Origin of the sequence: Robertkochia marina (assembly GCF_004799345.1) — a bacterium.
GTDB classification, from domain to species: Bacteria; Bacteroidota; Bacteroidia; order Flavobacteriales; family Flavobacteriaceae; genus Robertkochia; species Robertkochia marina.
This window is the reverse complement of sequence record NZ_SSMC01000004.1, coordinates 135,912-156,853: the sequence shown is the minus strand read 5'-3', so window position 1 is coordinate 156,853 and position 20,942 is coordinate 135,912. Positions and strand designations below refer to the sequence as shown.

Sequence of the window (20,942 nt, the reverse complement as noted above, 5' to 3'; positions counted from 1 at the left end):
CCCTGACGAATTCTTTTAAGCACCATTCTTCTTCGGAAGGATGGTGTTTCTTTTTATGCAGAGCAACCTCCACCTCATGATCGTTTTATGTATCTTAAATAATGGAACTGTAAGGAAAGTAAATTCTTTCAGACCTATTGAAAAAACCATCCTATGAAATCATCATCCGTATTATTAGGTATTTTTGCCTTCTTCACCATTTCTTCCTGCCAGTCGGCAACCAAAAAGAAGGAAGCTGACACAGAAAATGACCCACTCGCTGCCACTGTTCTTAAAAAAGAAACGCAAGATCTCTCCCAATATAAAACCGCCTATTTTGCCAGTGGTTGTTTTTGGTGTGTCGAAGCCATCTTTGAAAGTGTTAAAGGGGTTAAGGAGGCTGTTTCAGGGTATGCCGGAGGAAAAGAAGAGAACCCGACCTATGAAGCCGTTAGTTATGGTCGCACTACGCATGCAGAATCTGTAAAGGTATATTACGACCCGGAAGAAGTAAGTTTCGGGACCCTGGTCCAGGTATTTTTCGGCTCCCATGACCCCACCACCCTGAATCAGCAGGGACCTGATAAAGGGGCGCAATACCGGTCTATTACCTTTTACAGCACCCCTGAAGAACGAAAGATCATACAGGACTATATTACCAAACTGGAAGATGGCAACTATTTTGATAAGCCCATAGTAACAGAGATAAAAGAGATCAAGAAATTCTGGGAGGCAGAAGACTATCACCAGGATTATGAAAAAAGAAATCCTGACAACCCTTATGTCAGGAATGTTTCCATTCCTCGTTTAAAAAGGTTTCAGAATAAATACCCGGAACTCCTAAAAGACGGAATTCACTAAATTCCCTTAAGATTCACGGTGCTGTAGTTGGCAATAATATTAATGATACGCCCACTGCCCTTTGACTTGTTATAGCCTTTGATCTGTTTAGTGTTATACAGCTCATTGACTTTAAGGTGTAAGGTTGCAGGGGTACTGATACGGGATTGGGTGGCCCTGGTATAGAAGTCAAAGGCCCCTGAAGGAAGAACCAGTACAGCATCTGAATTTTCCAGAACGATATCAAGAGAGCTGAAATTCTCATTCACCTTCTCTATGATCAGATCGCCGAAACTACCGTTGATGATCGCATTACCATCGAGCTCTTTAACCACCACATTTGAAGATTTAGACGACAGATTAATATTCTGAACCTTTTTAAGCTCTAATGCCTTGGCATAGTTAACATGTAATGCTCCTTCTTTCCAGTAATCTACCTTCATAGGAGAATACGAAGCCTTGATCCTGGTATCCTTCCCATCAACTAAAGGGGCATGCAACCTTGTGTAAGACAAGGTTGCATTGATATCCTTATAATTTTCTGCCAGTTTTATTTCCCCGTGGCGAACGTCAAGTTTCAGACGGGCACCCTTCGGGGCTTTGATCCTGATGGTCTTTTTGATCTTCAGATTCTTTGGCATCCCGTCATTTTCATAGAAAAAGATCTTGGCATCAGATCCCGGTTGAACGCGGTAGCCATATACTTTTGCCGCTTCTCTCGCCTCACGACTGGCCCGTCTGGCCTCTTCCCTGACCTTTTCCAGCATAATGCGGGTTTCAGCACGATTTTCCTCGAGTTCCTTGCGTATCTCTTCTTTCATCTTTTGACGCTCCGCAAGCATTTTTGCACGCTCCTTCTCCATCTCCGCGCGATTCTTATCCATTTCAGCGCGTTGCTTCTCTTCCTGCCCGTAGAACTCCTTGACCTGTTTTCCCCACTCTTCGTAAGCTTTCATGTATTCTTCGTCAAAGTTCTTTTCAAATTGCTTTTTCCACTCTTTCATATAAGCCTCTCCATCCGCTTTATAGGCATCATAATCAAATTGGAACGACTTCATATTACCGGGCATTGGTGGTAATGGCGGGATAGGTGGAATAACTATTTCCTGCGGAAGCGCTTCAAAGATCATATCTACATCGGGTACTTCAATCTGGTAATTGAAACTAAAGTCATTCCCGGGAATGGTGGTAGCAAAGGCCATCCTGTCATTTTCTCTGAAATGAAAACCCGAACCGGTAGAAACAGTGATCTTATCACTATTGCCTAGGGCATTAAAATTCCATTTTTTAAAAAGGCGTTCCGCCTCTTCTTCTGTAATACCTTCCACCTCAATAATGGCCTCCACTTCTACCTGATCGCGACTCCAGGTCTCGAAGATCAGGTCGGTATAGGTAGTATTCACCGCAACCTCAACATCTTCATCCACATTAAACTTCTCACTATAGCGCTTGGTCTGGGTTTGCGCCTGCAGAATTGCACTGCACATCAATGCCAGGACTAAAGTGATATTAAACGGTTTGTAATTCAAAATTTTCATTTTTGTTCTCTTTAAGTTCTTTTAACTGATCTTTTAGTCTGTACAACAAATCCAATCTCAGTTGAAGATTATCAATCAGGGCATCTACGGTTTGCTGGTTCGGGCCGATTTCATTCAGCTCGTCGGTAAGGCGTTTATACTCATCGTTGAGTTCAGACAATCGGTTCATATACCCATCTACCAGCTGACTGGTTTCATCATTCATTTCCAGGGAAGCAAGCTCCATATTAATATTGGCCGTGTAATACTGTTCGATCTTACTCAGGTCGGGAGACAGGTCACCAAGGGTGATCTCCTTCACGCTTTCCTCTTGCTGAGTAGGTGTACTCACAAAACCATCATTCACTTCAGGGCCGCTACCTCCTTGTTGGTAAAACACAAAGGTTCCAACCGCTAGAAGAAAGAAGAACCCTGCCGCAATGCGTAACCAGAACATTGAAATGTTGTTTCCGGTTTGAGGCATTTCCTGATCGAGCAGGTTTTTAAAATCTTCACGATGACCTGCAGGCATGGACTCCCGTTGTTTTCCGGAGTCATTTTTTAATAATTCTCTAATATCCTGTGCCATGTTGTAAATGTTTTAATCGGTCTTTTAATTTTCGTTTCCCTCTTAAAAGCTGGGTTCGGGAGGTATTTTCAGTGATGTTCAGGATCTCTGAGATCTCCTGGTGATCATACCCTTCTATCAGATAAAGCATCAGCACATACCTGTACTTTTCTGAAAGGGTCTCCATGACGTCTTTGATCTGTGTCACGGAGACTGAATCGTCTACCGTCCAATCTTCCCCTTCCTCATCGGCCACCTGTAAATATCCTTCATCGAGAGATTCATGATAGCCGGCTCTTGATTTTAAAAAATCGATACTCTTATTGATCACAATGCGTTTTAACCAGGCTCCGAATGTTACCTCACCACGAAATTGCCCCAGGTTCCGGAAGGCTTTGATAAAAGCCTCCTGGGTCACATCCTTGGCGTCTTCACCATCTTTGAGATATCGCATAGAGACCGCATACATAGCATCACAATACTTGTCGTATAGCTGCATTTGTGCCCTACGATCGTTTCTGCGACATTTCTCGATCAGATCTGATTGAAACATTCCGGTTGATTTCTTCCTGGTTGATTACATTTGTTGTACACTATAAAGACGATGCTGTTTAGCGGGCGTTGCAAAAAAGTTTCATCTTTATTAAAATTTATAATTTTTTGAGAGCATACAGCATCAAAAATAGGGTATTGGAACTTCATACCTCTCCTTACGGAGCAAGTATGACCGCCTTATATATGAACGATAAAAGCCACGTCACCCGCAATCTTATTTATGGTTATTCCAATGGAGAAAAATATAAAGGAAATCCATTCTTCATGGGTGCCACCTGCGGACGTTTCGCAGGGCGTATAGCCGATCATGGTTTTGAGCTGAAAGGCCAACGGTATATCCTGGATTCTGACGGCCCCGTTCATCTTCATGGAGGAGGTGCCTCCCTGGCATTTAAACCATGGACATTAAAGGAAATTCATCATGGCGAAGAGCCTTACATTATATATACCATACATAGTGCACATTTGGAGGGCGGTTATCCCGGAAACCTGGAGATTGAAGCGCAATACACATTAAAAGGCAATTCCCTCCTTATTCATTACCGGGGTAAAACCGATCGTACCACCCACCTGAACCTGACCAATCATAATTACTATAACCTTAACGGCGGTGGCAGCATTGTTGACCATAAGATAAAGGTGACTGCCGATAAATTACTGGAAACAGATTCCCTGAAAGTACCTACCGGTAAGTTCACAGATTTACAGGCTACCCCTTACGATCTCCGGAAAGACATACGCCTGGGAGATGTACTTAAACACATTTCCCTGGATCATGTATATGCCTTTAGTAAGGGTCACCGCAGGGCTAAGATCTTTTCTCAGGAAACAGGCATTTCTATGACATTAACCACTAATCAACCGGGGGTGGTGATCTTTACCCCAGCTGATCTGGGCGAAGAGCAGTTCAGGAACATTACTCCGGCTGCTTTTCCTGCTATCTGCCTGGAGCCTCAAAATTTCCCGGACGCCCCTAATCAAACCCATTTTCCGTCATCAGTGCTTGAACCCGGAGATGTTTACTCAAACAGCATTACTCTGGATTTTGACCTGATATAGTGGTTGCTGGGAACCCTATTATTAATCTTCCAGAAGATTCAGGGTTACATCAATATTGTCACGCGTGGCGCGGGAATAAGGACATAACTCATGAGCCTCTTCCACGAGCATCTCGGCAGTTTCAAGATCAATCCCGGGTAAATACACATCAAGAACCGCATTGAGTAGAAAGCCATCTTCTTCAGGATGCCTTCCTATACCTATGGTTGCCGTAACCTCAGGGTTTTCAAGTTTTACCTTATGCATTTTAGCTACTGCGTCAAGCGCACTGCCAAAACAAGCCGAGTATCCCGCCGCAAAAAGTTGTTCAGGGTTGGTATAATCGCCACCTTTTCCTCCCAGTTCTTCCGGAAGCTCCAGTTTCATATCGATGAGTCCATCACTGCTTTGTACATGGCCGGCCCGACCACCTGTAGTGGTGGCAGTTGCTTCATATAAAGTATCCATAAATAAAGTTTTGCATTAAGATACGTGATTGTCCCGAGCGGGCTATGAACGAATTATTAAATTTGTTGTAAATTTTGAAAACATCCTTGTTAATATTCACTCTTTGTTATGGACAAAACCCCATCTAATGCAGATGATTTCAACACCAACCGGGAAGCCATAGCCCGTATTCGTCAACTGCGAAAAGCTGCAGCCAACCCCGAAGAGCTGGCCCGTAAAATTAAGGAGGGTGACCGTGTAGCCTTGAGCAGGGGTATTACACTTATTGAAAGCAGGAATAATGAACACCGGGAAAAAGCAAGGTTGATCATTGAAAAATGTATCGGGGCTGCTACAGGAACTGTCAGAATAGGAATTACAGGGGTTCCCGGGGTAGGAAAAAGTACGTTTATCGAAAGCCTTGGCAAACACCTTACAGAGCAGGGGCATCGGGTAGCCGTTCTTGCAGTAGACCCTACAAGTGGTGTTTCCGGCGGTAGTATTCTGGGCGACAAGACCCGGATGCAGCAATTGGTGCTGGAAAGTAATGCCTTTATTCGCCCCTCCCCTGCAGGTGATTCTCTGGGGGGAGTGGCACGAAAAACCAGGGAAGCCATCATTTTATGTGAGGCCGCAGGGTTTGATGTGATCATTATAGAAACCGTGGGGGTTGGTCAAAGTGAGACCGCAGTACACTCCATGGTCGATTTTTTTCTCCTGTTAAAACTTGCCGGCGCGGGAGATGAATTACAGGGAATCAAAAGAGGTATCATGGAAATGGCCGATGGGGTGGTGATCAATAAAGCCGATGGCGATAACCTTAAAAGGGCACAAAAAGCAAGAGTAGAATTTAAAAGAGCCCTTCACCTTTTTCCTCCAAAAGACAACGGATGGACTCCTGAAGTGCTCACCACCTCTGCACTTAAGCATGAAGGTATCACCGAGGTCTGGGATCTGATCAGGAAATACGTGGAAGAGAACCAAAAGAGCGGGTGGTTACAATCAAAGCGAGCCGGACAAAACAGACAATGGGTTTTGCAGACCATCGACGAGCAACTCAAGCTTCGATTTTACCAGGACCCTGCTGTTAAAGCAGCACTGGAAGAACAACTGAGACTGGTGGAAACACATCAAACATCGCCTATCACGGCTGCACATATTTTGTTAGACCTAAGCCGTTAATCGGTTGAAATACGCTACATTTGCAAAAATTTTAAACGCCCTGAATGAACTACGAATTCACCATTATTGTACCCGTATACAATGAAGAAGACAACCTTCTGAGAGTGGAGGAAAAGCTGTCTTCATACCTCAAGGTGGCTGACAAAAAAACACGGATCTTATTTGTTAACGATGGTTCAAAAGACAATAGTCAGGACCTGATAGAACGGATCTGTGAGCGCAATGAAGATTTTGAATACCTGCTTTTTAAAGAAAACAGAGGCCTGAGCGCCGCTATTAAAGCGGGCTTTGACCACATTGAAACACCACTTACCGGTTATATCGATTCTGATCTGCAAACGGCCCCTGAAGATTTCAACCTACTGCTTTCAGAGATCAAAGATCACGAGCTTGTTACTGGTGTAAGGTCAAATCGTCAGGACTCGTTTGTGAAGAATATGTCGTCAACCATAGCCAATGGTATTCGCAGGGCCTTTACCCATGATGGGATGGACGATACGGGATGCCCCCTGAAGGTTATCCGAACTGATTACGCCAAGAGAATTCCGATGTTTAATGGGTTGCACCGGTTTTTACCTGCCATGATCCTGCTTCAGAACGGAAGAATCAAACAGGTTCCGGTACAACACTTCCCCCGGATAGCAGGAACGGCAAAATACGGACTATGGAACAGGTTATTGGGGCCTTTAATGGACTGTTTTGCATATTTGTGGATGAAGAAAAAGTATATCAACTACCAAATAGCCAAGAAGAGTTAATATGGATTCCTGGTTGATCTACGCCATAGGATTTACTGCTCAGATCCTGTTCTCCGGACGTCTTTTTCTGCAGTGGTTCCTTTCTGAAAAAAGTAAAAAGGTACTCACTCCTACCCTTTTTTGGAAATTGAGCCTGCTGGCTTCCTTTCTCCTGTTTGTATATGGTTGGCTCAGGGATGACTTTGCCATAATGCTGGGGCAAACCCTCACCTATTTTATTTATATCAGAAATTTACAGTTGCAGGGAGAATGGCAGAAGAGTCCAAAATTGTTGCGCACCTTTCTATGGTTCTTCCCTTTGATGGTAGTCATTTACGGTTACAACAACAATACTTACGATGTTTACGAGCTTTTTCAAAACGAAGATATTCCACTTTGGCTCCTGCTACTGGGAAGTATTGCCCAGATTACCTTTACCCTGCGTTTTGTTTACCAATGGATCCATTCAGAAAGACACAAAGAATCAAGCCTGCCTAAGGGATTTTGGTTGTTGAGTCTTACCGGGGCACTATTGATCTTCACCTATGCCATTTTCAGAAAAGATCCGGTACTCCTGGTGGGACACTCCCTGGGATCGGTCATTTATATCAGAAACCTAATGCTGTTAAAAAAACAAGATGATAAAACTTCTTGAGAAATATCCACTTCAATCATTACTCGTCGTTTCAGGTCTGATCTTCCTGGTTAATCTCGACGTTATCTACGTGAATATCATGGAAGCCCGGAATTTCGTAACTGCCAGGGAGATGCTCACGGAAAACAACTGGATACTGACGACCATGAATGACTACCCCAGGTATGCCAAGCCTCCGCTGCCTACCTGGCTGACGGCATTTTCAGCCGGTGTGTTCGGAGTTCACAACCTTTTTGGCCTGCGACTTACAGCGGCCTTAAGCGCTATCATGCTTGCCTATTTTGTGTACAACATCGCGCTTCTAATTCGAAGCAACACCCGCTTTGCCTTATACAGCGGACTTATTCTTATCACCTCTTTCTATATCGTTTTTGCGGGCAGAAACGGGCAATGGGATATCTATACCCATTCTTTTATGGCCGGTGCTATCTACTTTTCACTGAAACTGTTTTTAGAGAAGAACAGGGTCTTTATATACGCCCTGGCCGCATCCTTATTCTTTGCTGCTTCGATTCTGAGTAAAGGCCCCGTATCACTCTATGCGCTATGGTTGCCCTTTCTTCTGGCCGTTTTAGTGGTTTACAGAAAGGATATTCCCGCTAAGAAATGGAAGCCTTTCATAGGACTTCTCATCTCCGGGATCGTTATTGGGGTTTCCTGGTACGTCTATGTGCGTATCGCTGATCCTGTGACCTTTGTAAAGATCACCTCAAAAGAAACTGCCAACTGGTCAAGTTATAACGTAAGACCCTTCTGGTACTACTGGAGCTTCTTTACCCAAAGTGGCATGTGGACTCTTCCGGCATTCATTGCACTGTTATACCCTTATATGAAAAACAGGGTTCAGGATCTGAAGTCGTATCGATTCACGCTGTTCTGGACACTTTTTTCTGTGATATTACTCTCTGTGATCCCTGAAAAAAAGTCAAGGTATTTGTTACCTGTACTTATCCCCATGGCAATAAATACTGCCTTTTATATAGAATACCTGGTGGAGTCTTTTAAGAATAGTGCCACCGTAAAAGAAAAATTACCGGTATATCTGCATTTCGGGCTCCTTGCCCTGATCGGCCTGGCGTTTCCGATAGGAGGTTATTGGATGTTCGGAGATAAGCTTAAGGGATATGAAGGTTGGTTTGCAGCCGCTTCTTTGCTGCTCTTCATTCTGGGAACAGGCTTTGTTTATTATGTTTACAAAAGAGAGCTCAAGCAGCTTTTTTACCTGAGTATCCTGTTGATAGCTGCTATTGTTTGTTTTGTACTCCCCCTGAGCCATATGCTATACAGCAATCCGCAATTCAACAATATCAACACCTATGAACAAAAGGCTGAAATTCGCTATTCCTATGGCGAACCTGCTCCCGAAATGATCTGGCACCTGGGGCATACCGCGCCTGATATTACCAAAATGGAGAACGGTCCGGATGCGCAGGGAAAAGATTTCACCGTCCTTGTCGGTCCTGAATTGGAAGATGAATTTAAACGTATCTTTGCTGAAGAATATTCCATGGAACTCCTGGAAACCTTTGACATAAATTACACTGCCTCACCGGGTGACAGTAATTACAAGGACAGACTGGTGAGTAAGTATTACCTGCTTAAAAAGAAATAACCACTATGTTGACAAACACAGAAAAAATAGCATACACCTTCCTGGCATTTGTATTCGCGATCAGTCTTTATTTTGGATTCACAGATCCGGAATTCTTTAATGGGGTTATTACCAGAGAAGATGGGGTTGTAGAATACGGTACAGCAATATTTTTATTCCTTATCGCTGTTTTATGTCTCTACAGATTTATTACCCTGGGTAAGTCTAAAGGCCTTACCTGGAAAATAGGAGTTTTAGGGTTTGCCCTGCTCTTTATATTCGGAGCAGGAGAAGAAATTTCATGGGGACAGCGCATTTTTAATATAGAATCAGGAGAATATTTCCTCGAAAACAACGCCCAACAGGAAACTAATCTTCACAATTTAGTGGTAGGCGGTAAAAAAGTGAACAAAGTCATTTTTAGCCAGCTGCTCATGGTGATCATGGTGGTCTACCTCATTGTAACGCCCATATTGTACAGAAAAAAGACATGGGTAAAAAACCTTATGGATCGTTTTGCCGTACCGGTGGTGCAGTGGCACCATACCATTGTGTTTTTGATCACCTCTCTGTTGGTAAGCATCAACCCTCCTGATCGCAAGTGGGAAGTATATGAGCTGGCTTTTGGTGTGATCTTCTTCCTCATCTTCCTGAATCCTTTGAACAAGGAGATCTTCAGGAAAGATTAAAGGTTTTCACGGCCCAGCGGTACAAAAGGTAGAACAACGTTCCATTAAGCAATCCAACGGCCATTCCGGTGATCACATCCAAGGGAAAGTGCACTCCGATGTAGATCCTGCTGTAGGCTACCATAGCAGCCCACAGGAAGAGAAATAGGGGCAAAATTCGCAAGTAACGCTTAAAACCTATGGCAAAGAAAGCTGCTACAGCAAAGCTGTTGGCGGCATGAGCCGAGAAATACCCAAACTGCCCTCCGCAATTGTCTTTAACCAATCGCACCAACCCTTCAAGGTCGGGATCGTAACACGGACGTAATCGCTCAAAACCGTATTTGAATACGTTGGCTAATTGGTCGGTAGCAGCGATCATTAAAGCAATGACCACCAATAATACCAGGGTCTTTTTACGCCCCAAAAAATATATGGCCATCCCCAACATAGCCAAATAAAGGGGGATGGAGCCAAATTTGTTGGTAATAAACATCCAGAACGGATCCCAGGCAGGCTGTCCCAGCCCATTGAGCAGGGTAAACATTTCTTTATCCCAGGAAATTAGTTGATCAAGCATAGGGCTAAGAGTGAACAGCTTTATTATTCATCTTCGTAACGACTGATCTCCCGATCATAAAAATTGGTAGCCTCCTCGATCAATCCCGACATTTCTGAGGCCAGCTCTTTTTCATCCTCCGGCGAAAACTCCTCCAGCCACTCTACTTCATCGTTCTCCAGGTTTATAATAAATCGCGGATAATCCGTATGAACAATAAAAATAGCATTGGGAAAATCAGTGTTGTCACCCAGTAAAAATTTTGGAAGCTCCATAATATTAATTGTTATCTCCGGGCTTCAAAGTAATGCCCATGATTAATTTTCGAGTTAAATAATTAAATCTAAAATACAAAAATACGGCTGCTACCGTGAGTCCGGATAGAAGACCTATCCAGATACCCATGTTTCCCAATTCGGTGTGAAGCCCCAGAAAATAAGAGATCGGAAATCCTACCACCCAATAGGCAATAAAGGTGATCACGGTTGGGATCTTTACATCCTGCAGCCCCCTGAGAGCCCCCAGGAACACCACCTGAAACCCGTCTGAGATCTGGAAAAATGCTGCGATCAATAGCAGCTGGGAAGCTACGGAGATCACCTCCATATTATCCTTCATGTTTGCCATATCATATTGATCCAGGTAATGTGTGGGCAGCCAGTCTCTAAACAGTATAAAGAAAGAAGCAAAGAGCACTTCCAGGAAAAATGTGAGCACAAAAACTGAAATGGCGATCCTTCTTAACTCCCGGTAATCCTTTAAGCCTTTTTGATTTCCTACTCGTACCATAGCCGCTACGCTCAATCCGACACCTACCATATAGGTCATACTTGACAGGTTGAGAGCGATCTGGTTTGCCGCCTGTGGATTTTTACCTAATACACCGCTCAACCAGACGGCAGCCGTAAAGATCCCCACCTCAAAAAACATTTGCAGGGCAGAAGGAAAGCCCAGGTCAAATACTTTTTTCACCATGATCTTTTTAAGCCTGAAAAACCGAATATTGGTCAGGTACTTTCGGATTCGCTTCCGGTTGTGAAGCAATTTCCACAAGAATACAGTCATCAGAATACGTGATACCAGGGTACCTATACCGGCACCAACGATACCCAATTGAGGGAAACCGAACTTACCGAAGATCAACAGATAATTCAGCACTATGTTTAACAGATTAGCCACGATGGTGGCATACATAGGGTATTTCGTTTGCGATAGTCCGTCTGAGAACTGCTTTAGGGCCTGGAACATGACCAAAGGCACCAGTGACACCGCAACAATATCCATGTAGGGCAGCGCAAGGGTGACCACTTCCTCGGGTTGCTGCATAAGATCCATCAAAGGCTTGGAGAATAAAACGACCAGGAAAAGAGCCACCCCGATCAGGGTAGATAATACAAGTCCGTGTTTAAAGGCACTTTTACCCTCCAGGACATTTCCGGCAGCATCGGCTTCGGCCACCAAAGGGGTTATGGCGGTTGTAAAACCAATTCCCAGTGACATGGCAACAAAAATAAAACTGTTCCCGAGTGAAACTGCAGCCAGTTCTGCGGTACCCAACTGGCCTACCATGACATTGTCTGCAAACCCTACAAAGGTGTGCCCAAGCATTCCCAATATCACGGGAGATGCCAGCCGCCAGTTATATCCAAATTCCCGGGTGTATTTTTTTAACATACCTCTGTTTCAGTCCGTCAAAGATACGTGAATTACCCCTTATAATCTTTTGGCCTCCTCCCAAAAGACATCCATCTCGGCAAGGGTCATATCCTTGAGTGATTTACCCAAATTCATAGCCTTCTCTTCGAGGTATTGAAATCTTTTGATGAATTTTTTATTGGTGCGCTCAAGAGCATCTTCCGGATTAATTTTCAGGAATCGGGCATAGTTGATCATTGAAAACATGACATCTCCGAATTCAGCCTCTATATGATCCTGGCTTCCCGAATCGATCTCCTGGCGAAATTCCTGTAATTCCTCCTCTAATTTCTCCCAAACCTGTTCCGGTTTTTCCCAGTCAAATCCTACCCCAGCTACCTTATCCTGAATCCGGCTTGCTTTTACGAGGGCCGGCAGACTTTTAGGCACGCCTTCCAGCACGCTTTTCTTCCCTTCCTTAAGCTTGAGATTCTCCCAGTTCTTCTTTACCTCCTCTTCATCGGCCACCTCTACATCACCATAAATATGAGGGTGTCTGTCTATCAGTTTATCACAAATACCATGAGCCACATCAGCGATGTCAAAGGCTTCTTTTTCACTGCCGATCTTCGCATAAAAAACTATATGAAGCAGCAGGTCTCCCAGTTCTTTTTTTACCTCCTCCAGATCGTTATCCAGGATGGCATCGCCCAATTCATAGGTTTCCTCAATAGTTAGGTGACGAAGCGATTGCAAGGTTTGCTTACGATCCCACGGACATTGTTCACGCAACTCATCCATAATGGTGAGCAAACGTTCGAAGGCCTTGAGTTGTTCTTCACGGGTATTCTTCATAACAGTATACTTATTTGAAGCTATCAGACAATATATTAAAAGCTCAGGTAGTGCAAATAACGGGGTTTTACATTATAAAACACAGGGAAATTGAAGTCATCACCACAGAAATGGTGACAGGCAGATCACCTCATTTCCAAATACAAATACCTCCAGCTCAGAGACTAAGTCCTGGTAATGCCGGTTCTATTCTGCTAAAATTTCAAAGGGTTGGCAATAGTTCATTTCCACCCCGCTTCCCTGAACTACCACCTGGGTAATGCTAACGGTTTGAACTTCCGGGTGTCTCAACACAAAATCATCCTTCCCGTCTACACCATGCAGGTGCAGGATCTGATCTACACTCTTCTCCTTCTTGCTTTCCAGAAATTCTTCAAACACGGCAACCCGCTGCTTATGTTCCTCTGCTGAATACAAGGTCGCTGAAGACCATAAATGAGGATGCTTTCTGCTCAAATACTGGATCTGTAATTTTTGCCCGTCCCATTTCAATACTTGCAATTCGCTGTCAATAAGGATCAGGGTAAATGGTTCCATACCCTTGGGATCCAGGTTTTCATAAAAATGAAAAAAACTTTCAGCCTTAAAGGCCATCGGGATAAGCGCTCCTCTGCTCATGGCATAGGGCGGATTTCGATGATGTTTCTCAAAGGCTCCGTTCAGCAGACAAGCTGCTCTGCCTTCCTCTTCAACTGCGATCCATGTTCCTCCTTTTTCACCGTCCTTTGGTGCCTTGATACTACCTGCATTTTCAAGCTCCCAGATCTCGGGGGAAAAGGTTTTTCGATGAGGCGCTTCATCCCGGTTCGAGGTTAATACAAAGCCATTGTTTACAGGTATATAAGTAACAGTACACATAATAAGATCTGATGTAAAAGGCCTTTAGCCTGAAATATTATAAGAAATTTTACGGCACTAACATACAAAACTCCCTTAAAAACAGGAACCAATCAGGGTATCAATGAATTTAAAGCCGGCTTTTTATCTAAAAAAAACCGAATTTCAGTGATCTATAGTTCATGGCAGCATAAAAAAAGCCTTCCCGAAACAGGAAGGCCTTTTTCTATATGAGTTATATGCTCTGGAGATCTATTCTGCCGCAGCGTCTTCTTCTTTCACCTCTTCTTCTTTTTCTTCGGCGAAATCTGTGATACCATTCTCGTGTAACAGGTTATACCACTGCACTACTTTTTTGATATCACTTGGATAAACGCGGTCTTCATCATAATCGGGAAGTACTGAAAAGAAATACTCTTCCAGTTTATCTTTCCCTTCTTTATGACTGACAGAGGTCTTCCCTCCTTCTTCCTTCTCTGAGATCTTATTAAAAACTTCACGAAGAGGCACCTCTTCAGTCAAGGTATAGATGGCGATCTCAGAAAGAAGACTTACATTGTTTCTCAATCCTACCGAGATCTTTTTTCCATCAATTAATGACTCTGCCACAAATCCTGAACGGGTTTGTGCTTTCAACTGGTATAGACCGGGTTTCCCGGAAATAGCTAAGATCTTATCTAACCCCATAATCATATTATTTTTTTGCGAACGCAAATATTACAGCTTTACTATAGATTTCAAAGTAATTATCTGGCTTTTTTAGCCGCCGGGAATCGCATTTTGTAATCGGCCCTTACCTTCCCTTTAGATATATTGGCAAGCTTCCCTTTTAGCAAGCGCTTTCGTAAACTGGAAAGCTTATCGGTAAAAAGCACTCCTTCAATATGATCGTACTCGTGTTGTATGACACGTGCCGCTAACCCGGTGAATTCCTCTTCATGACGTTCAAAATTCTCATCGTAGTATTCAAGGCGAACCTTCTCCTGCCTGCTTACATCTTCACGGACATCAGGAATACTGAGACAGCCTTCATTGAAATTCCAGGTGTCTCCATTCTCTTCCAGGATCTTTGCATTAATAAATACCTTTTTAAAATCCTTGAGAAGTTCCTGCTCCTCCGGTTGAAGATCTTCATCTTCAGCAAACGGGGTTGCATCAATTATAAATAACCTGATGGGTAAACCGATCTGAGGAGCTGCAAGCCCCACCCCCTGAGCATTGTACATGGTCTCGAACATATTCTCGAGCAATCCATTCAGGTTTGGGTATTCAGCATCGATCTCCTTGCCAACCTTACGCAGCACAGGATCACCATAGGCAACAATAGGTAATATCATATTTGCTAAGCTTTTAGGCCAGCAAAAATACAAAGATATTCCCTAATTCATTTCAGGGTGACAGTAAAGCTTATCTTAAAATTGAAATTCTACCTGATGATCACCTTCTTGGTGGTCTGAAGCGTGGCAGATTTGACATTCAGAATATATACCCCAACGCCGAGATCGCCTATATTGATAGAAACCGAATTTCTTTCGGTAACCACCTTCTTCACCATTTTACCGGTGATATCATAGAAGCTCAGATTTTTGGTTCCTTCTCCGGAAAGACTGATATTAAGTTCATCCTTGCGATATACCGGGTTAGGGTATACCTTCACGGCATTATTCTGATTTTGGGTCTCTGACAGTAACAGTAATCTATATTCCATAGACCACTCAGGAGTATCTCCGGGCGGATCAATTAACTCCATCGGTGATACTGTTGACTGAAACTCTTCACAGGGTTCCTTTGGGGCGGAAAAGACTGGTTGTAAGAGTAATAAGCAAATGATTAGGGTAGTTATTTGTTTCATTCACTATTAATTTAATGTTAGACATATGTAGGTTAAAATGGGTAATTATCTAATTATCAGTAAACAAAGTTAAAAATATTTCAATACCAACCACCTTTTTTCGTAAATTTTATAAGGATTTTACTAAAATTTAAGGCCTGCTATCCATATAACTTTGTAGGATTATCGTCGCACTAACTTCGTCCAATAACGCTTTATTTTGTCGTTTTTTCTTACTTAAACCACTATCAATCAACGACTGAAATGCCATTTTTGAGGTAAATCGTTCGTCCATTCGCACCACCTTGATTCCCGGTAAGACCTTGTCCAGTTTTTTAAGGAATCGAGAAATATCCACCTCTATATCGGAGGCTTCATCATGCAATCGTTTAGGTTCCCCAACAACAATGGTTTCCACTTGCTCGTTTTTGCAGTAATCGTTGAGGAAGGTTAGCAGGTCTTTTGTGGGAACAGTGGTTAATCCGGAGGCGATAATTTGTAACTCATCGGTCACTGCCAGGCCGGTTCTTTTTTTCCCGTAATCAATAGCGAGTATTCTTGCCATACTTCATTTTTACCAAAATTAAACTTTAAATTGTTACATCTGTAAATGTGGGGTGTCAATAATTGATAAGACTTTATCTTTGTCTGCAAAAATGCAAGTTTAATGAACGAAATAAAGAATACTATAGAAAAAGCCTGGGAGAACCGGGAACTTCTCAAAGAGGCGGAAACGCAGAATACCATCAGAAAGGTTATTGATATGCTTGACGAAGGCTCTCTTAGGGTTGCTGAACCAACAGCCACCGGATGGCAGGTAAACGAATGGGTAAAGAAAGCGGTGGTACTTTATTTCCCTATCCAGGAAATGCGTACCATGGAAGCCGGTCCTTTGGAATTTCATGATAAAATACCACTAAAGACAGGTTACAAAAAGAAAGGTATTCGCGTGGTACCTCATGCCGTAGCACGTCACGGAGCCTATGTTTCCAGTGGGGTTATTATGATGCCCAGCTATATAAACATAGGAGCCTATGTTGATGAGGGCACCATGGTTGACACCTGGGCTACTGTAGGGAGCTGTGCCCAAATCGGTAAGAACGTGCACCTGAGTGGCGGAGTGGGTATCGGTGGAGTACTCGAGCCTTTACAGGCTTCTCCCGTAATCGTTGAAGACAATGTGTTCGTAGGTTCCCGCTGTATCGTTGTTGAAGGGGTTCATGTAGAAAAAGAAGCCGTTCTGGGAGCCAATGTTGTACTTACCGCATCTACCAAGATCATCGACGTGACAGGAGAAGAACCCATTGAAATGAAAGGAAAGGTACCGGCCAGATCAGTAGTGATCCCGGGAAGCTACACTAAGAAATTCCCTGCCGGAGAATACCAGGTACCCTGCGCGTTAATTATCGGGAAAAGAAAAGAGAGCACGAACAAAAAGACATCATTGAACGATGCCCTCAGAGAATACAACGTAGCCGTATAAATAATATTCCGGTTGATAAGAATACGAACAAGCCTCCATCCGGAGGCTTGTGTTATTTAAGTGCATTACCGTAGGAATTTGCTCCTATACCATTCTACCTGAGCCCTGAGTCCTTCCTCAAAATCCGTGTCCGGTTCATAATCGAGTAATTTCCGTGCCTTATCGATCAGGGCGGTTGTTCTTAATTGATCTCCGGGTCTGGGAGGTGTTTTTTGCAATTGGGCTTTTTTACCGATGATCTTTTCTATGAGGGCGATCCCTTCACCGGTGGTATATTCATAGTCTGATCCTATATTGATGATCTCCCCGTTCAGCACTTCTTCCCGACCGGGAACTGCAGCCATAGCCTTCACGATATCGCCAACATAGGTGAAGCTTCTGGAGTGCCTTTCACTGCCTTCAAAAAGAGGAAAAGGTTCACCGTCAAAAATGCTTTTGATCAATTTGGTATATAATTTCTCCGGGCGTTCACGTGGTCCATACACAGAATACAGGCGTAGCGAACATGCTTTGATCTTGCCGGTGCGCTGCTCTCCCATCACCAGCTGTTCTCCGGCAAGCTTTGTGGTGCCATAGAAAGAGATCGGTGTGGGTACTGCGGTTTCAGGAAGGGTAGCCTCTTTTCCATAAATGGAGGAGGTGGCTATATTCACGAATAATTTCAGCTCAGGATTGTATTGCTTTGTCCAGTCAAGCAACCTTTGGGTTGCATAAATATTATTTCTAACATATTCTTCCAGGGTAGTGGTAGCAGAAATTCCGGGTTGTGCAGCAAAATGAAAGACAAGGTCAAAGTCTGCCGGCATATGTGTATCGAGATCTCCCATAAGGTCGATCTCAATAAATTCAACCCCCTTAGCCTCCAGGTCTGCCTTGTTCAGACGTTTTAATATCGGGTCGTAATAGGTGGAGAAATTGTCAAGACCGTACACGGTATGTCCTTGCTGGGCAAAATATTCGGCAGTATGAGAACCTATGAACCCTGCGGCTCCGGTAATAAGTATTTTCATTATTCGATTTTAATAACTTTGCTTACACGAGCTAAAATTACCATTTAATCATAGTAAACGTCTGGCAAAACTTTGATTAATTTGCAGAAAAATTCTACTGCCTTTGAAATTCCTCGTTATCCAGCAAAAAATGATAGGTGATGTACTCACCTCCAGCATCCTTTGTGATAATCTCAAGCGCGAATTCCCCGATGCAGTGGTTCATTATATGGCCCATAAGCACACGACGGCAGTTATTGAAAACCACCCCTCTATAGACAGGATCATTCGATTTGATCCGGAGCTTCGAAACAATAAATTTCGTTTTTACCACTATGTAAAAGAACTGGACAAGGAGGAGTATGATGCTATTATTGATGTATATGCCAAAATAGAGACCTCCCTTATCGCCTTGTGGAGTAGATCTCCTAAGAGCATAGGATATTATAAATGGTACAGTGCTTTTGCATATACCCACCCTGTAAAACGATGGAAAGAGAGCAAGTATGGCCTGGGTCTCGCCATTGAGCACCGGTTACAGCTTCTCCAGCCTTTATTAAATGGCAAAAGCATGGAGGAAATGATTCACAAGCCCAAGATACATCTGACTCGTGAAGAAAAACAAGAGGCTTTAGCCCTGATGCAGGCTCACGGACTGGATGCGGACGAACAACCCTTTATGATCTCCATCCTGGGAAGCGGTGCAAACAAGAGCTATCCGGCAGACCATATGGCACGGTTCCTGGATGAGCTGGCAGCAGCAACAAAACGAGCTATGCTGTTCAATTACATTCCAAATCAATACGAACAGGTAAAAGAGATCTACGACCTGTGCAAACCTGAGACCCGGGAGCGGATTAAGCTGGACCTTTTTGCCAACTCTCTCAGAGGATTTATAGCGCTGTTATCCTACTGTAAGGCTTTGATAGGGAACGAAGGCGGAGCGGTAAACATGGCCAAGGCACTGGATATTCCAACCTTTTCCATTTTTTCTCCCTGGATACCAAAGGGAGATTGGGCCATTTTTGAGGACGGTCAAAACCGCAGTGTTCATTTAAGGGACTTTCAACCGGAACGTTTTAACAATGTCAAGTCAAAAGCCCTGAAAGCAAAAAGTAATGAATTGTACCGGGCCTACTCACCTGAGCTTATATTCCCGGCTCTAAAAGAGTTTTTACAAGAAATCAGGGGTTAGAGATATTTATCGATCCCGTTACTACACTGTACAGCACGCTGTTCAATGGTTTTATTTTGAATACGGTCATTCTCATCAAACCGGTCTTTTGGTTTTTCATGATGATCCAGATGATAAACGATCCCGTTAAACTTCAGACGCTTGGCCTTTACCCCTAGGTGATGCATTCTAAGCATTAATTCAGAGTCTTCTCTCCCCCATCCTTCGAGATCTTCATTATAACCGTTAACGGCAATAAAATCTTCCCTCCAAAAAGACGTATTGCAACCGCGAAACTTCGGTGAGATCTGGGACTGAACTTTAAACAAGGTAGAAATAACGGGGATCCTGATATTCCTTGGGCGTTTTTTAAGTCCCTGCTTGAAGAAATGCAGCTTGATCTGTTCAGTATTCAACACTTCCGGAACTACCGATTCTTTGATGCGAACGCGGGTACCATAGAGGTAGCGGTCGCGGTTGGCATTTTCGATATGATCTTCAATAAACCTTGAGTGAAGAAAGCAGTCTCCATCAACCTGAATAATATACTCTGCAGTAGCTGCAGCCACAGCCCTATTCAGGATCTTCGATTTACGAAATCCTTTGTCCTCATGCCAGATATGCTTAAGATCTACGGAAAAGCCTGAACGATAACTGTCAATCACCTTCCTGGTACGTTCGTCAGAACCATCATCGGCAATGATCACCTCATCGGGCATTACTGTTTGATTTAATACACTCTTAAGAACGAGGTTCAGGGCCTCCGGCCAATTATATGTAGAAATGAGTAATGTTGTCGATATCTTGTTCATGGTCCGCTGATTTAACTCATTAAAAACCAATAATTTGGGGCGGCAAATATAATACTTTTATTTTAATCCTCATTGCAAAGGTACTATAAGTCAATCGGAAAGGTTTCAGGAGACGGGTTTTGATGATTCATATTATGTCAAAAGTTATCCGAAAGCGTCAGTTCGAGTGACACGCTGAAAGCGTGGTGTATCGAGAACAATTCTGTACTGATAGCCTATCGATACGATCCCCCGGTGCGGAATCACTCGAGGAGACACCTCTGATTCCTACTATTGCCCCTGCAAAGAAATCCAACCTCACCCCCACCGCATGATAAGACGAACAAGTAGCAAAACATCATTTCTATACCATATCAGCAAAACTTCGGTTAACTTTACATTTCAATTCCAGCCTTCATGCAGTTACAAACGGAAATAACCAATGCTTTAGACGTTCTCAATAAGGGAGGGCTGATATTATTCCCTACTGATACGGTATGGGGTATAGGCTGCGATGCCACCAATGAAGCTGCCGTTCAAAAGGTCTACGATCTTAAAAAGCATACAGACCCAAAAGCCATGCTGTGCTTAGTAGCTAATACCAGGATGCTGGAACGATTTGTTTACGAGGTGCCTGATCCGGCCTACGACCTTATTGAGGCCAGCAACAAACCCTTAACCATCATTTACGATCGGCCAATCAACATTGCTCCAAGCCTGATCGGTTCAGATAACACCCTTGCTTTCAGGGTTGTACAGAACGAACTCTGTCAAAAATTAATAGCCAAATTTAAGCGCCCTTTGGTTTTCACTTCTGCTAATACCCATGGGCAGCAAGCGCCGAGATCTTTTAAAAATATTGAGACCGAGATCAAGAATCAAACCGACCACACCATTTCTCCTGAAATGAAACTGGTTATAAACATCCCTTCAACCGTTATAAAACTTTCCAATAACGGAGAGGTGAGAATCATCAGAAAATAATACACTCCTCTTAGTGGTTGCGATCAT

The 20,942-nt window shown here is 43.4% G+C and carries 25 protein-coding genes; 10 read left to right on the top strand and 15 right to left on the bottom strand.

Going from position 1 to position 20,942, the window contains the following annotated elements; all coding sequences use genetic code 11:
* The first annotated feature begins 153 nt into the window (after nt 1-153).
* Entirely contained in the window at nt 154-840 is a 687-nt protein-coding gene (gene msrA / locus E7Z59_RS14420) for a peptide-methionine (S)-S-oxide reductase MsrA (protein ID WP_136337063.1), read from the top strand.
* Here the strand turns inward: msrA and E7Z59_RS14415 are convergent.
* The 3 genes from E7Z59_RS14415 to E7Z59_RS14405 are packed head-to-tail and all read right to left on the bottom strand — an operon-like array spanning nt 837 to nt 3,457.
* Complete coding sequence (locus E7Z59_RS14415; RefSeq protein WP_143969386.1) at nt 837-2,348, bottom strand: hypothetical protein; 1,512 nt, start codon at nt 2,346-2,348, stop codon at nt 837-839. The genes msrA and E7Z59_RS14415 overlap by 4 nt on opposite strands.
* Nucleotides 2,329-2,925 carry an Mce/MlaD family protein gene (locus E7Z59_RS14410; RefSeq protein ID WP_136337061.1) on the bottom strand — a complete coding sequence of 199 codons (597 nt, stop codon included), beginning with the start codon at nt 2,923-2,925 and terminating at the stop codon, nt 2,329-2,331. The genes E7Z59_RS14415 and E7Z59_RS14410 overlap by 20 nt, the downstream gene beginning before the upstream one ends.
* On the bottom strand, nt 2,909-3,457 hold the full coding sequence (locus E7Z59_RS14405; protein WP_136337060.1) for an RNA polymerase sigma factor: 549 nt from the start codon (nt 3,455-3,457) through the stop codon (nt 2,909-2,911). Before E7Z59_RS14405 ends, E7Z59_RS14410 begins: the two co-directional genes overlap by 17 nt.
* A gap of 107 nt (nt 3,458-3,564) precedes the next feature.
* Between E7Z59_RS14405 and E7Z59_RS14400 the strand changes: the two genes are divergently transcribed.
* A complete protein-coding gene (locus E7Z59_RS14400) occupies nt 3,565-4,518 on the top strand; it encodes an aldose epimerase family protein (RefSeq protein WP_168731314.1) in 954 nt (317 codons plus the stop codon).
* 21 nt (nt 4,519-4,539) lie between these two features.
* Here E7Z59_RS14400 and E7Z59_RS14395 read toward each other — a convergent pair whose 3' ends face one another.
* The gene (locus E7Z59_RS14395; RefSeq protein WP_136337058.1) at nt 4,540-4,965 is read right to left on the bottom strand and encodes an organic hydroperoxide resistance protein; all 426 of its coding nucleotides are present in this window, start codon (nt 4,963-4,965) and stop codon (nt 4,540-4,542) included.
* Between the two features lie 108 nt (nt 4,966-5,073).
* On the opposite strand from E7Z59_RS14395, the gene meaB reads away from it, so the two are divergent.
* The 5 genes from meaB to E7Z59_RS14370 are packed head-to-tail and all read left to right on the top strand — an operon-like array spanning nt 5,074 to nt 9,798.
* On the top strand, nt 5,074-6,126 hold the full coding sequence (gene meaB / locus E7Z59_RS14390) for a methylmalonyl Co-A mutase-associated GTPase MeaB (protein WP_136337057.1): 1,053 nt from the start codon (nt 5,074-5,076) through the stop codon (nt 6,124-6,126).
* 44 nt (nt 6,127-6,170) lie between these two features.
* On the top strand, nt 6,171-6,884 hold the full coding sequence (locus E7Z59_RS14385) for a glycosyltransferase family 2 protein (protein ID WP_136337056.1): 714 nt from the start codon (nt 6,171-6,173) through the stop codon (nt 6,882-6,884).
* A gap of 1 nt (nt 6,885) precedes the next feature.
* Nucleotides 6,886-7,518, top strand: coding sequence for a lipid-A-disaccharide synthase N-terminal domain-containing protein (locus E7Z59_RS14380; protein WP_136337055.1), 633 nt, complete (start codon nt 6,886-6,888; stop codon nt 7,516-7,518).
* Nucleotides 7,502-9,130 (top strand): ArnT family glycosyltransferase, encoded by a 1,629-nt coding sequence (locus E7Z59_RS14375; protein ID WP_136337054.1) that lies wholly within the window; start codon nt 7,502-7,504, stop codon nt 9,128-9,130. Before E7Z59_RS14380 ends, E7Z59_RS14375 begins: the two co-directional genes overlap by 17 nt.
* A 5-nt stretch (nt 9,131-9,135) precedes the next feature.
* Nucleotides 9,136-9,798, top strand: coding sequence for a hypothetical protein (locus E7Z59_RS14370; RefSeq protein WP_136337053.1), 663 nt, complete (start codon nt 9,136-9,138; stop codon nt 9,796-9,798).
* Here E7Z59_RS14370 and E7Z59_RS14365 read toward each other — a convergent pair.
* From E7Z59_RS14365 to ruvX, 9 genes are all read right to left on the bottom strand, one after another.
* Nucleotides 9,785-10,357, bottom strand: coding sequence for a phosphatase PAP2 family protein (locus E7Z59_RS14365; protein ID WP_136337052.1), 573 nt, complete (start codon nt 10,355-10,357; stop codon nt 9,785-9,787). The genes E7Z59_RS14370 and E7Z59_RS14365 overlap by 14 nt on opposite strands.
* Nucleotides 10,358-10,380: 23 nt before the next feature.
* Nucleotides 10,381-10,611 (bottom strand): hypothetical protein, encoded by a 231-nt coding sequence (locus tag E7Z59_RS14360; RefSeq protein ID WP_136337051.1) that lies wholly within the window; start codon nt 10,609-10,611, stop codon nt 10,381-10,383.
* A 4-nt stretch (nt 10,612-10,615) separates the two neighbouring features.
* Entirely contained in the window at nt 10,616-12,010 is a 1,395-nt protein-coding gene (locus tag E7Z59_RS14355) for an MATE family efflux transporter (RefSeq protein WP_136337050.1), read from the bottom strand.
* Nucleotides 12,011-12,049: 39 nt separating this feature from the next.
* Complete coding sequence (gene mazG / locus E7Z59_RS14350; protein WP_136337049.1) at nt 12,050-12,826, bottom strand: nucleoside triphosphate pyrophosphohydrolase; 777 nt, start codon at nt 12,824-12,826, stop codon at nt 12,050-12,052.
* A gap of 186 nt (nt 12,827-13,012) precedes the next feature.
* On the bottom strand, nt 13,013-13,684 hold the full coding sequence (locus tag E7Z59_RS14345) for an NRDE family protein (RefSeq protein ID WP_136337048.1): 672 nt from the start codon (nt 13,682-13,684) through the stop codon (nt 13,013-13,015).
* 231 nt (nt 13,685-13,915) lie between these two features.
* Complete coding sequence (locus E7Z59_RS14340) at nt 13,916-14,350, bottom strand: DUF5606 family protein (RefSeq protein ID WP_136337047.1); 435 nt, start codon at nt 14,348-14,350, stop codon at nt 13,916-13,918.
* 59 nt (nt 14,351-14,409) lie between these two features.
* Nucleotides 14,410-15,000 carry a peptide deformylase gene (def, locus tag E7Z59_RS14335; protein WP_136337046.1) on the bottom strand — a complete coding sequence of 197 codons (591 nt, stop codon included), beginning with the start codon at nt 14,998-15,000 and terminating at the stop codon, nt 14,410-14,412.
* Between the two features lie 89 nt (nt 15,001-15,089).
* On the bottom strand, nt 15,090-15,515 hold the full coding sequence (locus E7Z59_RS14330; protein ID WP_136337045.1) for a T9SS type A sorting domain-containing protein: 426 nt from the start codon (nt 15,513-15,515) through the stop codon (nt 15,090-15,092).
* Between the two features lie 130 nt (nt 15,516-15,645).
* Nucleotides 15,646-16,059, bottom strand: coding sequence for a Holliday junction resolvase RuvX (gene ruvX / locus E7Z59_RS14325; protein WP_136337044.1), 414 nt, complete (start codon nt 16,057-16,059; stop codon nt 15,646-15,648).
* A gap of 102 nt (nt 16,060-16,161) precedes the next feature.
* Between ruvX and E7Z59_RS14320 the strand changes: the two genes are divergently transcribed.
* Entirely contained in the window at nt 16,162-16,977 is an 816-nt protein-coding gene (locus E7Z59_RS14320) for a 2,3,4,5-tetrahydropyridine-2,6-dicarboxylate N-succinyltransferase (protein ID WP_136337043.1), read from the top strand.
* Between the two features lie 65 nt (nt 16,978-17,042).
* Here E7Z59_RS14320 and E7Z59_RS14315 read toward each other — a convergent pair whose 3' ends face one another.
* The gene (locus E7Z59_RS14315; RefSeq protein WP_136337042.1) at nt 17,043-17,987 is read right to left on the bottom strand and encodes an NAD-dependent epimerase/dehydratase family protein; all 945 of its coding nucleotides are present in this window, start codon (nt 17,985-17,987) and stop codon (nt 17,043-17,045) included.
* Nucleotides 17,988-18,090: 103 nt separating this feature from the next.
* Here E7Z59_RS14315 and E7Z59_RS14310 point away from each other — a divergent pair, with 103 nt between their 5' ends.
* On the top strand, nt 18,091-19,161 hold the full coding sequence (locus E7Z59_RS14310; protein ID WP_136337041.1) for a glycosyltransferase family 9 protein: 1,071 nt from the start codon (nt 18,091-18,093) through the stop codon (nt 19,159-19,161).
* Here E7Z59_RS14310 and E7Z59_RS14305 read toward each other — a convergent pair.
* Nucleotides 19,158-19,952, bottom strand: a complete 795-nt coding sequence (locus E7Z59_RS14305) for a glycosyltransferase family 2 protein (protein ID WP_317130474.1) — start codon at nt 19,950-19,952, stop codon at nt 19,158-19,160. The genes E7Z59_RS14310 and E7Z59_RS14305 overlap by 4 nt on opposite strands.
* A gap of 396 nt (nt 19,953-20,348) precedes the next feature.
* On the opposite strand from E7Z59_RS14305, the gene E7Z59_RS14300 reads away from it, so the two are divergent.
* A complete protein-coding gene (locus E7Z59_RS14300) occupies nt 20,349-20,915 on the top strand; it encodes an L-threonylcarbamoyladenylate synthase (RefSeq protein ID WP_136337040.1) in 567 nt (188 codons plus the stop codon).
* The last annotated feature ends 27 nt before the right edge of the window (nt 20,916-20,942 follow it).

Bases quoted from the DNA above. Each gene is read 5' to 3' on its own strand.
- E7Z59_RS14370 (WP_136337053.1), top strand. From the start codon at position 9,136: ATGTTGACAAACACAGAAAAAATAGCATACACCTTCCTGGCATTTGTA.
- E7Z59_RS14375 (WP_136337054.1), top strand. From the start codon at position 7,502: ATGATAAAACTTCTTGAGAAATATCCACTTCAATCATTACTCGTCGTT.
- E7Z59_RS14320 (WP_136337043.1), top strand. From the start codon at position 16,162: ATGAACGAAATAAAGAATACTATAGAAAAAGCCTGGGAGAACCGGGAA.
- E7Z59_RS14410 (WP_136337061.1), bottom strand. From the start codon at position 2,925: ATGGCACAGGATATTAGAGAATTATTAAAAAATGACTCCGGAAAACAA.
- E7Z59_RS14330 (WP_136337045.1), bottom strand. From the start codon at position 15,515: ATGAAACAAATAACTACCCTAATCATTTGCTTATTACTCTTACAACCA.
- E7Z59_RS14405 (WP_136337060.1), bottom strand. From the start codon at position 3,457: ATGTTTCAATCAGATCTGATCGAGAAATGTCGCAGAAACGATCGTAGG.
- mazG (WP_136337049.1), bottom strand. From the start codon at position 12,826: ATGAAGAATACCCGTGAAGAACAACTCAAGGCCTTCGAACGTTTGCTC.
- E7Z59_RS14365 (WP_136337052.1), bottom strand. From the start codon at position 10,357: ATGCTTGATCAACTAATTTCCTGGGATAAAGAAATGTTTACCCTGCTC.
- def (WP_136337046.1), bottom strand. From the start codon at position 15,000: ATGATATTACCTATTGTTGCCTATGGTGATCCTGTGCTGCGTAAGGTT.
- E7Z59_RS14305 (WP_317130474.1), bottom strand. From the start codon at position 19,952: ATGAACAAGATATCGACAACATTACTCATTTCTACATATAATTGGCCG.
- meaB (WP_136337057.1), top strand. From the start codon at position 5,074: ATGGACAAAACCCCATCTAATGCAGATGATTTCAACACCAACCGGGAA.
- E7Z59_RS14315 (WP_136337042.1), bottom strand. From the start codon at position 17,987: ATGAAAATACTTATTACCGGAGCCGCAGGGTTCATAGGTTCTCATACT.
- E7Z59_RS14300 (WP_136337040.1), top strand. From the start codon at position 20,349: ATGCAGTTACAAACGGAAATAACCAATGCTTTAGACGTTCTCAATAAG.
- msrA (WP_136337063.1), top strand. From the start codon at position 154: ATGAAATCATCATCCGTATTATTAGGTATTTTTGCCTTCTTCACCATT.
- E7Z59_RS14380 (WP_136337055.1), top strand. From the start codon at position 6,886: ATGGATTCCTGGTTGATCTACGCCATAGGATTTACTGCTCAGATCCTG.
- E7Z59_RS14360 (WP_136337051.1), bottom strand. From the start codon at position 10,611: ATGGAGCTTCCAAAATTTTTACTGGGTGACAACACTGATTTTCCCAAT.
- E7Z59_RS14340 (WP_136337047.1), bottom strand. From the start codon at position 14,350: ATGGGGTTAGATAAGATCTTAGCTATTTCCGGGAAACCCGGTCTATAC.
- E7Z59_RS14395 (WP_136337058.1), bottom strand. From the start codon at position 4,965: ATGGATACTTTATATGAAGCAACTGCCACCACTACAGGTGGTCGGGCC.
- E7Z59_RS14385 (WP_136337056.1), top strand. From the start codon at position 6,171: ATGAACTACGAATTCACCATTATTGTACCCGTATACAATGAAGAAGAC.
- E7Z59_RS14355 (WP_136337050.1), bottom strand. From the start codon at position 12,010: ATGTTAAAAAAATACACCCGGGAATTTGGATATAACTGGCGGCTGGCA.
- E7Z59_RS14345 (WP_136337048.1), bottom strand. From the start codon at position 13,684: ATGTGTACTGTTACTTATATACCTGTAAACAATGGCTTTGTATTAACC.
- ruvX (WP_136337044.1), bottom strand. From the start codon at position 16,059: ATGGCAAGAATACTCGCTATTGATTACGGGAAAAAAAGAACCGGCCTG.